This window comes from Frankia sp. Mgl5 (assembly GCF_023242985.1).
GTDB lineage: Bacteria > Actinomycetota > Actinomycetes > Frankiales > Frankiaceae > Parafrankia > Parafrankia soli.
The window spans coordinates 18,799-31,024 of sequence record NZ_JALKFY010000606.1; the positions used below are offsets into that span (position 1 = coordinate 18,799).

At 72.2% G+C, this 12,226-nt stretch carries 9 protein-coding genes; 3 read left to right on the plus strand and 6 right to left on the minus strand.

From position 1 onward, the window contains the following. Window positions 1-440: 440 nt before the first annotated feature. Window positions 441-1,232 (plus strand): nuclease-related domain-containing protein, encoded by a 792-nt coding sequence (locus MXD62_RS11750; RefSeq protein ID WP_248829316.1) that lies wholly within the window; start codon window positions 441-443, stop codon window positions 1,230-1,232. Window positions 1,233-1,324: 92 nt separating this feature from the next. On the opposite strand, the gene MXD62_RS11755 is transcribed toward MXD62_RS11750, so the two are convergent. From MXD62_RS11755 to MXD62_RS11780, 6 genes are all read right to left on the minus strand, one after another. Next, window positions 1,325-3,415 carry a conjugal transfer protein TraC gene (locus tag MXD62_RS11755; protein ID WP_248829317.1) on the minus strand — a complete coding sequence of 697 codons (2,091 nt, stop codon included), beginning with the start codon at window positions 3,413-3,415 and terminating at the stop codon, window positions 1,325-1,327. After that, window positions 3,412-4,914: a PrgI family protein gene (locus MXD62_RS11760; RefSeq protein WP_248829318.1), complete on the minus strand. Its 1,503-nt coding sequence runs from the start codon at window positions 4,912-4,914 to the stop codon at window positions 3,412-3,414. The genes MXD62_RS11755 and MXD62_RS11760 overlap by 4 nt, the downstream gene beginning before the upstream one ends. A 7-nt stretch (window positions 4,915-4,921) precedes the next feature. Further along, complete coding sequence (locus tag MXD62_RS11765; protein WP_248829319.1) at window positions 4,922-6,229, minus strand: hypothetical protein; 1,308 nt, start codon at window positions 6,227-6,229, stop codon at window positions 4,922-4,924. Window positions 6,230-6,357: 128 nt separating this feature from the next. Continuing rightward, window positions 6,358-7,140, minus strand: coding sequence for a hypothetical protein (locus MXD62_RS11770; RefSeq protein WP_248829320.1), 783 nt, complete (start codon window positions 7,138-7,140; stop codon window positions 6,358-6,360). A gap of 72 nt (window positions 7,141-7,212) precedes the next feature. Continuing rightward, a complete protein-coding gene (locus MXD62_RS11775) occupies window positions 7,213-7,650 on the minus strand; it encodes a DUF6112 family protein (RefSeq protein WP_020464668.1) in 438 nt (145 codons plus the stop codon). Continuing rightward, complete coding sequence (locus MXD62_RS11780) at window positions 7,647-10,487, minus strand: hypothetical protein (RefSeq protein WP_248829321.1); 2,841 nt, start codon at window positions 10,485-10,487, stop codon at window positions 7,647-7,649. The genes MXD62_RS11775 and MXD62_RS11780 overlap by 4 nt, the downstream gene beginning before the upstream one ends. Window positions 10,488-11,186: 699 nt before the next feature. Here MXD62_RS11780 and MXD62_RS11785 point away from each other — a divergent pair. Then, window positions 11,187-11,498 carry a helix-turn-helix domain-containing protein gene (locus MXD62_RS11785; RefSeq protein WP_248829322.1) on the plus strand — a complete coding sequence of 104 codons (312 nt, stop codon included), beginning with the start codon at window positions 11,187-11,189 and terminating at the stop codon, window positions 11,496-11,498. Between the two features lie 74 nt (window positions 11,499-11,572). Continuing rightward, window positions 11,573-12,214 carry a hypothetical protein gene (locus MXD62_RS11790; RefSeq protein ID WP_248829323.1) on the plus strand — a complete coding sequence of 214 codons (642 nt, stop codon included), beginning with the start codon at window positions 11,573-11,575 and terminating at the stop codon, window positions 12,212-12,214. Window positions 12,215-12,226 lie beyond the last annotated feature (12 nt).

Here is a 12,226-nt window from a genome sequence, read left to right on the forward strand (position 1 = left end):
TGCCCCGTCGTCGGCGTCCAGAAGCCTCAGGTGTCACGCAGGGTGGCATCGAGTGGCTCCTCTCCCGGCGCCTCGATCCTCAGAAGGCGCCTGTCGTGAGGGCGTTCTCCCCACGGCGGCGGCCCGGCTACCCCTCGTGGGGCCACCGTGGGCTGATGCCCACCCGACACAACCCGTGGTGATGGCTTCCACTTCCCCAAAGGTAGGACGTGGGACCTCCGTGGTTCTTCCGGTTATTCCACGCTTCAGGGCTGTTGTGGTTGTGAATTGGATGGAAGTGTGACTCTGATGGGGGAGATTCCCGGTAGCGCGCGGTGACCAGGGCACGGCAGACTCGCAGTCACCCCCCTGCGGTCCGCCGAAGCGCGGCGGCGATATAGACCTGACGGGAGGTGGTGACCGCGGACACGTCCGATCGCGTGTCGGCCGGTAGGTCGGCCATGGCCGAATACCTGCGCCGAAGACAGTTGTACGCCGCCGAACGCGGCGACAGATCACGACGAGTGATGATCACTGCGGCGGCGGGCGCCATCGGTGCCGCCGTGCTCGTGGGGCTCGTGTGCGGTGCCGCCGGGCTCGCGGGCGGGACGGTCGCGCAGGTCGCGGTGCTCACCGGGCTGGCCGTGCTCGGTGTCCTGGCCGCCCGGCACTACCGCGTGCCGCCGGAGATCGAGGCCTGGCGGGTGGACGCGGAGGCCGAGCGCCGTACCGCCCGCTCGCTGGACCGCCTCACCCGCGCGGGCTACACCGTCCTGCACGACCGCCAGCTCGCCGACTCGGCGGGCAACATCGACCACCTGGTCATCGGGCCGTCAGGCGCCTGGGTGGTGGAGACCGACGCCCACCGCGGGCCGGTCCGGCAGAACGCGGCCGGGGTGTGGGCGGGCAAGGTGCCGCTACGCGCCATGCTCGGCCTGGTCGCCTGGATGGGCGAGGAGGCCACCGGCCAACTCGTCGCCGAGCTCCCCTCCGGATGGCAGCTCGAGGCACAGTCGGTCGTCGCCTTCGCCCGTACCGAGGTGCCGAACGGCCTGGCCCTGGTCGACGGTGTGCTGCTGCTGCCGATGGCCGGAGTCGCCGACTACATCCTCTCGGCCGGGGTGGTGCTGCGCCCGATCGATGTGGCGATGCTGGTCGACGTCGCCGAGCGGGTGTTCCCTCGCTACGAGGTCGCCGGGCCGCCCCCGTCGTGGCCGACCCGCTCGCGGCTGCGCGGCCTGCTGCGCCGGTAACGGCGCCAGGCCTCTGGCGCGGCGCGCCGGGCTCACCCGGTCGCGCCGCGACCGGGTCTGCCCTGGCCTTCGGCTGGCGCGTCGAGCCGGGTTCAGCCGGCGGTGTCGGGCCCGCTCGTGCGGCCGCCGCGGCCGTGGTGCGGCGGCGAGTCGATGATGTGCGGATCTCCCACCTGGATGTGGTGGAAGCCGTCCCCGGCGAGCGGGGGCGCGGACCAGCGCGGCTGCCCGGCGACGAGGTTCTCCTCGACCTCCTCCGCCGGGTCGTGCCCATACCCGTAGCCACTGTCGTGGTAGCCACTGTCGTGGTGACCGCCGTCGTGGTGGCCGCTGCCCGGGCCGGGCCGGTCGCCGGCGGGCGTGCCCGGCGGCGGGTCTCCCAGCGGATGTCCGGTCTCCAGCGCCGGGGCGGCGGCCCGCCGCACGAAGGCCGGTGGCCCCGGGGGGTCGGTCCACGCGCGGGGGGTGAGCTCGGGCGGGTCGAGCTCGCTGGGGTCCAGGTCGTCCGGCACGAGGTTGGTGTCGTCGACCTCACCGTGCATCTTCGAGCCGTTGAGGACGACCGGGATCTCCAGGTCGCCGACGACGTGCTCGACGTAGAAGGCGCGGTTCTGGATCAGCCACAGCGCGTAGCCCGGGTCCAGGCGGGGGAGCAGGTCGGCGGCCACGTCCGTGAGCCCGAGGGCCTCCTGCGTGTCCGCGATCTGGTCGGACGCCTGCTTGTACAGGATGCGGATCGCGGTCTCGGCGAGCAGGCCCTTGGCGATCTCCACCGAGTCGGGGGAGGCGGAGAGCAGGTCGGAGATGCGGTGCGCCACGATCGCGTTGGCACAGCCCCACTGACGCGCCAGCTTCTGCTGGGCCGACAGCCGGCGGACCAGCCCGGCGAAGCGCATCAGCCGCCAGCACTCGTCGTAGACCACGTAGCGCTGCACGCCGTCCTGGCGCATCAGCGCGGCTTCCATCCATGCCTGCGCACAGGTCATGATCAGCGCGATCATCTCGTCGCTGCCCTGGACCCGCTCCAGGTTCAGCACCGCGATCGGCCGGTCGAAGTCCAACGGGGACGTCGTCGGGCCGTCGAAGAGACCACCGAGAGCACCGTGCGTGAGCCGGCGCAGGGTCAGCGTCGCGTCCCTGGACGCGTCGCGCAGCTCGGTGGCCGTCATCGGCAGCGCCGAGCAGTCCTCCTCGCTCGGGTCGGTCATCGCCTCGAGGACGTGCGGGAGCAGAGGGGTGGCCCAGCGGTCCGGTGTCGCGCCGGTGATCTGCCGGGTGACGACGTCCAGCGCGAGATCGACGGCGGTGTGCTCGGCCGGGGTGAGCGGTACCCCCTTCGCGGTCTCGATCAGTGACGAGAGCAGGGACGAACGCGCCCGCTTCACCTCGCGCGCCCAGTCGGCGTCCGCGATGCCGCGCGGGCGCGGAGGGGCGTCCAGCGGGTTGAGCCGGGTGGACATGCCGGGCCCGATGTATGTCGGCTCGCAGCCGAGCCGGCGCGCGAGCCGGGTGTACTCACCCTTCGGGTCACAGGGGACAGCGGCCTGGTACCCGAAGGCCGAACCCCGCGAGATCAGCGTCTTCAGCAGCGCGGACTTGCGGGAGCCGACGGCCCCGAACACCGCGAAGTTCGGGTTCTCGATCACCTGCTGCCGGTAGAGCTCGAAGACATCGAAGTCGAACGAGTTGCCCGACCAGACATGCCGGCCGATGTACATGCCGGGCGCGTCGAGCCCGGAGTCGACGACGAACGGATAGATCCCGGCGATCTGGGCCGTGGTCTCCATATGGGCTGGCAGGCGCAGCTTGTGATACGCCCGTCCGGCGAACGGGCCGAGCAGCTTCGGGGGCTGCGCGCCGCGGCGCAGGGCGGCCTGCGCGCGGCGCATCGCGGCCCGTTCTGCGTTGGCCGCGGCCCGCTCGGCTCGCCGCGACCGGCGGTCGTGCGCCGCCGCGGCCTTCGCGCCCCGGCGGCGGGTGCGCGGGCTGCCGCCGAGGTCGACGAACCCGTCGGCGTCGCGGCCGGGATCATGGCCCGGGTCGATCTGGTCGGCGTCGGCGTCGTCGTAGTCGTAGTCCGCGTCGTAGTCGTCGCTCGCGCCGGCGCCGCTACCAGGGGCGTCGTAACGGATCGGGTCGCCCCAGGCGGCGCCGCCCCCCACCGCGGGCGGGCGGGAGGTCACGCAACCCCCACGGCGAGCGGCAGCGCGCCGACGCTGAAGCCCTGGTCCTGCTCGCCGACGAGACGGACCATTTCGAGGCGGCTGCGCGAGGCCAGGGTCTCGGCCTCACCGCAGGCGTCCGCGAGCGACTCGAGGTCGTCGGCGGAGACGGTGACGAACCCGTGGAACCGGAAGGCGCCGAAGCCCGCGATCAGCTCCTGCTCACGGCGTTCGACCTCGTCGGCCTCGGCCACATCCCGCTGGGTCGTGACCTTGCCGACCTTGTCCCGCATCTGCTGCTCACCGAGGTGCGCCATCCGGCGCCGGTTGACCGCCTTCTCCGCCTTCCGGCCGGGCAGCGGCTCCACGACGAGCGACACCGTGCGCCGGCACGTGGTCTCCATCAGTAGCGGCGCGAGGAAGGCGGCCGGCGAGGGAACCCGGGGCCAGCCGTTGATCCAGTACGTGGTGTGGAAGCCGGAGTCGGTGCGGTAGTGGTCCCAGGCGTTGACCGTCCGGACCGGGCCGGCGATCGCCGGGTCGATGCCGGACGGCAGGCCCTTCAGCCCACCCGCGAGGTCGGTGCTCGCCCCACCCCGGGCATCGATCATCTCGATCGAGTACGGGTCGTAGGTGGTGCGGATGACCGCGGCCAGCGCCCGCGGTGGCAGCCAGCCGACGGTGCTGATCGACGCCCTGGCGAGTGCCGCCTCCATCGTCCGCAGCTCACCGAGCAGGACGGCGCACGCGGCCTGGTCGCCACCGCCGGCGCGTTGGATCGCCCGGCGGGCGTCCTTCGCCCGGAGCTGGAAGGAAAGGTAGGTCTCGTGCCGCTGCGCCACCGGCCCGGCCGCGTCGATGACCTGCTCGTACGCCTGCGACGCCCACGAGTCGTCGTGATGACCGCGCACCCGCCAGTGCCGCTGGAGCTGGTCGCCCGAGTCCGGCAGCGTCCGCTCCAGCCACTGGATGCGGGACAGCTTGCCGCCACCACCGGTGAGACCGGCCAGCAGTTCGCCCCAGGCATCCACCCGGGCCTGCTGGTCCCCGGACTCGAGCAGCGCGAACTGGCTGCCCTTCACCTGGAGGACAGCGGTGTAGGTCTGCTTCTTCACGTCCTTGACGACAGCCACGTACCGGCTGCCACCGACCGGAACCGACAACATGACCAGGCTCGACAGCGGCCCTGGCAGGACCGTCCTGGTGATCCGGTCGTCGCCGGGACCGAGCCGGAAGAACCCTCCACGGAACACCGTCTCGCCCGTCACCTTCTGCATCGTGAAGCCGAACACGATCGGCACCCACTGGTCGAGGTTACGATCCTCCACCCGGACGAACGCGACGAAGGCGAACCCCGCGGCAAGCAGCAGCCACACGGGCACGAATACCAACGGCGAACGCAGCGCTCCCAGAACACAGAGCATCACGCCGATCAGGAGCGCGAGCTGAGGCCAGCGCATGCCGAGGAGCACACCGCCGCGCTCCAGCGGCCCGAAGCGGTAGCTGCGTTCAGCGGCCATGAGCTGCTCACCCACCCCCGGTACGCGCCGGCGGGGTGACCCGCGGCTGTGGTGACGGCGTCACCGGGGGCCTGCCGGCCGAGGCGCCCGCCGATCCGCTCGGCGCGGACGCGGTACTGCGCCCGCCGCCTGACGTGCCCGAACGGGGCGCGCCGCCGCCACCTGACGTGATCGCCCGTGCTGTCTGGGGCCGCGCGGTGGACGTAGCCCGGACCGAAGCGGTCGCCCGCGTGCCACTGGACGCCGCCTCGCGGCCGCCAGCCACAGCCGGGGCCGCGCCCGAGCGGGTGACCCTGGCACGAACGCCGCGGACCGCCGCGGTTCCGGCGGTTCCGCCAGCCGCTCCCGCGGCGGCCCGGGCCGGAACTCCGAGCGGGGAGCCGACGCCACCGCGACCCGGGCGAACACTCGGGCGGGCCGTCGGTACACCGGCGCCCGCGATGGCACCGGCGTCGCCGAGCATTCCCCGGTTCCGGGTCTGCAGACGCGAGCCGATCCCACGGAACGTCTCCCGGGACGAGGAACCGAGCAGAGCACCCGCTCCGTGCCCGAACGATGCGGCGCTGCGGCGCCCGGCCGATCCGACCGCGCGCATGAGCTGGACGTCGGCGAACCCGAGCAGGTGCATCAGCATGAACGGTGAGAACACCGCCGCGATCATCACAACGACACCACTGAGAATGCTCAGCGTCTGGTCAACGGCTGATCCACTGGGATCCTGGGCGATGCCCGCCCCGAGGGCGAATATTGCGTAGATCACCGGCTTCGCAAAAATCAGCGCCACCAGCATCTCGGTGGCCCGCTTCATCCAGGCACTCGTCGTCATCGTCGGTTGGCCCGCCAGGTACAGCGGGATGAACACAGCCACGACGATGATCGCGACCTTGCGGATGTAGAGCACCACGAACAGCGCGAACGAGAAGATCGCCACGAGCAGCGACAGCACCAGGTCGAGGGCGAAATTGCCCTGTTCGGGTAGTTGTCGCAGCTGCCCGACCAGGTCGGCGCCCAGCGCCTTGTTGTCGCCGAACGCATCCGCCATGCCGTCCGAGGCGGCGAGGACCATCTGCAGCAGCGTCAGGGCGATGAACGACCCGATGATCGCCGTGCCGGTCGTGGCGAGGGCCCGGAAGAAGACGTGCGGATCGCCCCGCAGGGCCGCCACGGTGCAGGAACAGAGGAAGAGCCCGGTGACGATCAGCACCGACATGCCGAAGACGATGTTGTAGTTGTCGACGACATACTGCGCGTTCAGGTCGACCGCTGTCTTCTGCGCCGCAAAGCTGAAGACAGACGACGACAGGTCGGCCGCCATGTTACAGAAGGCTTTACCAACCGAACTCAAAAACTCGTCAGCCGCACCACCAGCTAGGCCCGCGATTGCATCGCCAATGCCAGATACTGGATTTGGAACAGCCAGGATCTCCACTGTAGGAGTGGCAGTCATGATGTCACCCCCGAAAGAGCGAAGCGCTCGAAGGTCTCTGAGCTTCGCTCAGTCATAGCGTGTCCTTCTACTCCACCTGAGACGTCACGAAGCTTCCAATCCGAGCCGTCCCAGTTGATCGTACATATATCGGTGCCCCAATGCATGGCGGGTTGCAGATCGGGGCTTTCTCCGCTTACTCCAGCAGCAATAGCAGAAAGTACTTCGACTTTACTTTCGCCGCCATTGAAATTGCTGACACGATATCCAATGACTCGATGATTCAAGGTGAATTGTGGAGAGATTACCGAGGGAACACCAAAATTTTTTGCTGTCTCCGCGTCGATCCCGGAGAGCAGGTCGGAAAGCCTCTTTGCAGTCTCTTCGTCTGAGATCGAAAGAATCAAGTCATGTGATCTCGTGTGCTCGCGGTTGCGTGCCATGCTGGTCGCCGCGATGTAGTTTCCGCAGGCGCTTATTGCGCCGGCTTCTGTGTGGGGGTAGCCGACGGGTACGCCGAACTGGTTGACCCGGGTGGGTGCTCCGATCGGGCTGTCGCCGGCCGCGGGCGCCGCGGGCGCCTCGCTGCTCGGCGGCACCACCACGGCAGGCGTCCCGGTCGGGGGCGCCTCGGTGGGCACGTCGGAGACGGGCTCCGGGTCGGCCGAGGCCTTGGGACCGTCGTCCGATGAATTTCGTCCCATGAAGAAGCCGAGCGCTCCGGCCCCGATCGCGCTCACCGTGGCTGTCGCGACGATGACGATGATCAGGCGCCTGATCGCCCACTCTGCCAGGCTCACCAACGCCTACTCCCCTCCCGTGCCGGCAGGGTCATCATCGCAATGTCGGGGCCCAGATACCCCCGGAACCGCTTAGAAGCCTGTGGACGGCAGCTCATGGACCACGTCGGGGTCATCGACGACGTCTTCGGCGGGCTGGGGGGTAACAGTCTGGACCACGGCGGGTGGGCGCATGCCGTTCGTATCGTCGGTGCTGTTGGATGCCGAGGCGCCCGTCGCCAGGAAAAAGTTGACGAAGGCAGCGGCGGCGCCCACCAGGAACGCCAGGCCGAAGCCGGCCAGTACGCCGCTCTTGCCCACCATCGAGGCGCGGTCGAGGCCCATGCGCTCGCCGAGCGCCCACGCGATTCCGCCGAGGAGCACGGCGGCCACGGCGGCGATCACGGCGTAGGCCGCAAGTCCGTTGACCAGGTCTTTCAAGGCATTGATGCCGGGCGCCTTCGAGTCGTCCGGGTTGACCTCCACGGCCAGAATGGCCGCTGCCGAGGCCGCGGCTGCATCGACGATCATCGTGGTTCCCTTCCTGCGGGCGGTTGGCCGCCCGGACGATCCGGCCCGGACACCCGCGTGGGTGTGCTTCCGTGCCGCAGGTCGCCAAATGATACGCCTGACACCTCTGCGTGATCAGTATCGGCGTTGCGTGGCAACACCGGAGCGGTGCGTATCGGTCGTTCGAACTGCGGTTGAAAGGAGGGATGTTCTCCGCCGGCCGGTGTCCCGACATCAGCGTCGGCGATGCCGGCGAGCGCGTCGACGGTCTCGGCCGCCAGCCGGAGGTAGGACCTCCTGGTCGCCCACCGCAGCCGCGGGATGCGGACCGGGGTCCCCCTGCTCGGGTCGAGCCGCGGGTCGTACGGGACCCGCACGATGCCGTCGACGTGGCGGGCCAGCCGCGCCGTGGCGGTGCGTGTGCGTGGTGACGGGCGGCCGCGGCGGGGCGACACGACGGCCGCGATCACCGCGGGACCCGTCCGCTCGTGCGGCGGGTGGCCAGGGCCCTGGCCTGACGGGATGCGCTCCCGCGCGCTCACGCCGACCTCCGCGAGTGAGCCCTGGGGATCGCGCAGGTCAGCGAGGGTGGCCTCGAGGTCGGACGCGGTCGCGAGGGTCACGAGGAGGATCACATCGGCGGCGCGGATCGCTTCCGGGGTCAGCGGTGCGGTCGCGGGGGCGTCCATCAGGATCAGCGGGTACGCGTGACCGAGCGCGCCCAGGGCGGAGCGCAGCATGGCCGGGGTGATCGGCTCGTCGACCGGCACCAGCGCGTTCGTGGTCTCCTCGTCGCCGACCGGGCGGTCGACCGGCAGCACGTCAAGGTCGAAGACGCTGCCGGACCGCCGCGCGCCGACGAGCGAGCGCAGCTCGTCGGGCGTCGTCTTGGCGGCGGAGCGGCGCTGGCGGGCGATGTCCGCAACCGTGGTGGTGCCTCGGCTGCCGACCCGCGCGACCAGGTTGTCGCCCCGCGACTCGTCGATCTCGGCGCTCTCCGACGAGGTGGGCGGCACGAAACCGGGCGTGGCGGCCCCGGGGTAGAGATCGATCGCGAGCACCGGCTCGGCACGCACACCGGCCAGGGTAAGTCCGACGACCCCGGCCAACGTGGTGGTGCCGGAGTAGGGGAACAGGGAGGTCACGGCGATCCGCCACGAGCCCGGCAGGGCCACCGCGGCCCGGTCCGAGAGAGTGATCCGTAGCGGGATCTCCTCCCAGGGCTCGAGGTCGTCGAGGTCGGCCCAGGGCTCCTGCCAGGGCCACAGGCCCCGGCCTGGGCCCTGGTCGGTCAGTGCCGGCGCGCGGTCGGCGCCGGTGCCCGGCCTCGGGAGGTGACCGGCGGGAACCAGCTCGGTCGAGGGCCGCGGGGGCACGTCGGACGTCCGCTCGGGTGCCGCGACGCCGTGACCAGCCCAGGCCGCGTCCGTGGACGCGGCCTCGTCGGCGGGCGGCGCTCCGCCTGTTGACGGGCTTCCGGCCGCGGCCGAATCGTCGGTCTCGGTCTCACTGGGCGGGGCCGCCTCGCCCTGCTGGGCGGGCTCCCCGAGGCTGACCGGTTCGCCGGCCTCCTGCCAGGCGTCGACGGCGCCCCATACGGGAGCACCGGTTGACTCGTCGTTCCCGGCATCCGGCGCCGGGCCCGGCGCCGGATGGGGGGCCCAGGGGTCGTAGTAGGACCCGCTGCCCGGCTGGTCGCCGCTCGGCGAGCGGCTTTCCATCGGGAGACCACCGAGCTCCACGGGGAGACCACCAAGCTCCACCGGGGGGCCACCGAGCGACGGATCCACCAGCGGGACGTCGGCCTGCCCGTAGCCCTGCGAGGGCCACGCCGGGGCCGGCGAGCCAGCTGCCTCGCCGGGCGCGAGCGGCTCGGACCGGTCGTACGGCCCTTGCGCGTCGGACGGATGGCGCGGGTCGGGCGCCCCGGGCGCGCCGGTGGTCTCGGGCGAACGGAAGGCATCCGGGGCGTGGAAGGCGTCGGCGGGGTGCCGACCCGTGGGCGCGTCGAACGGCCCTGGCCCCATGCCCGGCGTGGGCTCGCCGAACGAGCCGCCGGAGGCGGGACCAGCCGGTGGTGAACCCGCCGCCGGGTGGTCCGCCTGTGGCGATCCCGTGGCCGGGGCGGGCCATGCGGTCGATCCCGTCTCCGGCCCCGCCGGCGGGGGGCTGGCGGCGGGGGTCCTGGGCGCGAGGGCGGACGGGCGCCCGGGACGGCGCGGGCCGGCCGACGTCGGTCGGCGGCTGGGCGGGGGCGCGCTGGTGCCGCCCGATCCGCCGGCCCGCCGGACCGGCGCCTCCGGCGCCTCGGGACGCTGAGAACGCGAGGCTGCGGACCCACCCGAGCCGGCGGCCCGGCCGGTTCCACCGGACCGCGCGCCACCGGACCGCATCGCGCCCGAACCACCGGCACTCGAGCTACCGGCACTCGAGCTACCGGAACCCGAAGCACCGGAACCGGGCCCGCCGGCACCTGACCCGCCGGAACCAGGCCGGGCCGCACTACCGGGCGTGCTCGAGCCCGCGTACCCACCCGAGCCGGCTGGCGAGCCCGGGCTCCCGGCGGCTCCGGCGCTGCCGGGGGTGCCCGGAGCGGCCGTGCCAGCGGCGGCCGCGGCCGCCGCGGCCGAGGTCGCGGGCGGGAAGCTCGGGTCCTTGCGGCCCATCGGCGCCGGCGGCGGGACGGCGCGGGGTGTGGCGGCCCGGCGCAGCATCGGCCGGCGCGGCGGGGCGGAGCCGTCGAGAGAGCCGTCGAGGGTGCCGTCGGGCGAGTCGACCGCCGCCGCGGTGCCCGCGTCGAACCGCCGTGCCTGGTCAGCGGCCCTGGGCGATTCGGGGCGCGGCGAACGGGGCGGCACGGCGCGGCCGCCGCGGGCGGCGCCGCCGGGCGGAACGGGCGTGCCGGGTGGAACAGACGACCTCGGCGGGACGGGCCCGGCTGCCGGCGGGGTGCGCGGCAGGCGCCGTCCACGGCGCTGCCCGGGCTCACGTGGCTCCGGGGCGGTGCCGCGGGTTATGCCCGTCCGGCCTGATCCCGATATGCCGGACCGGCCTGCGAGGGGCGGGTCGCCGGACACCGCGTCCTCTAGATGGAACGCTTGGTCCTGCCACGATCCGTCACCATCGTCGGTGGCGGAGGCATCGTCGGGATCGCCGCGCCGACGGTTCCGGCGGCGGGCCGCTCGGGCCGCCGAGCGGTCGTCGCTCTCGCCGTCGCGAGCCGGGAGCTTGGCCGCGGATGGCGTAGGTGAGGGGATTCGCGCACCTATCAACGAAACGGGCCGCGCGTCCCCTTCCTCGCCGTACGGTGCCTGTGGCACATCGCTCACGCGCCGTCGCCCTCCTGGCAGGTCTGGGCTGATTGCAGGTCTGGGCTAGTTGGTGCCAGTTACGGTTACTTACTGTTACTTGCTCTCGGCTGCGGTCGGATCGATGTAACACGAGCCGTTCAAGTATGACAAGCGCCAGTTGGGACTCGCCAGGGCGGGCATTGCGGTGTTAGCCTCCCTCGCCGGTGCGTACCGGCTGGCGATCGCCGGCTGAGAAAGGGGCCCTGGGTGGTGCAGGACGGCTTCTCGGTGGCCTCGTCGCGCCCGGCGCGGATGCCCGCGCGGCCTGTCTCCAGGACCGCGGAGCCGATGGCCCCGCCCACCGCGTCGGGCGCTCCACCTGCGACGACGCCCCGCCCGCCGCGTCATGCGGACGACGACGACGTGCTGACCGTCGACGAGTTGGTCTCCTGGCTGCGGCTGTCCGAGAGCACCGTGCTCAAGCTCCTGTCGGAGCGCGCGATCCCGGCACGCAAGGTCGGGCATCAGTGGCGGATCCGCCGCGGCCGGGTTCGTGACTGGTTGGACGGCCACGAGTGAGACCACGCGGGAACGAGAGAGAATCACCGCATCGGCACTTTGGTTGCTCTCGGTCTAGGGCACCCGCGGCCTCCGTGATTTTGATCTCGTCGCTGCTGGTGGTCACGGCCGGGTGCGGGGCGATCGGCGACGCCACCCAACCACCGCCACCCTCGGCGACCACCGGGCCTCCGCCGGGCGCCAGCCAGGCCCCCGGCCCCCCGCTCGCCACCGCGACGGCCGACCCTCAGGGCACGGTCGATCCCACAGACCCGGTCTCCGTGGCGCGGGACTGTTTCACGAAGTGGCAGTCGTTCGACGCGCGGACCGACTCCGGCCCGTCGGCCGGGGTCGAACGCGCCCGTGACTGTCTGACACCGGATTTCGCCGCGGAGCTGAGCGGATCCGGCGCCGGCGCCCCGGCCTCCGGCGAGCCCGGCACCGGCGGTCCGGCCGCCGACCCGCAGGCCGGACCCGCCTGGGACAAGCTGCGTGCCGCCGGCACGCGGTCGACCGTCACGGTGCTCGCCGCGACCCCCGTCGGCGGCGTGGACACGACCGCATCCGGGCAGGTGTCGCTCCTGCTCAACGTGCGCCGGGAGACCGTGACCGGTGACGGGCCGCCCGAGGCCACCGTCTCCACGCCCACGGTGACGATGCTCGTCGGCACCGACGGCACCTGGCGCCTCGCCGGCGCCGACCTCGCGAACGCCGCCGGCGACGCGCCGGGCCGGTAGCGGCGAGACGGA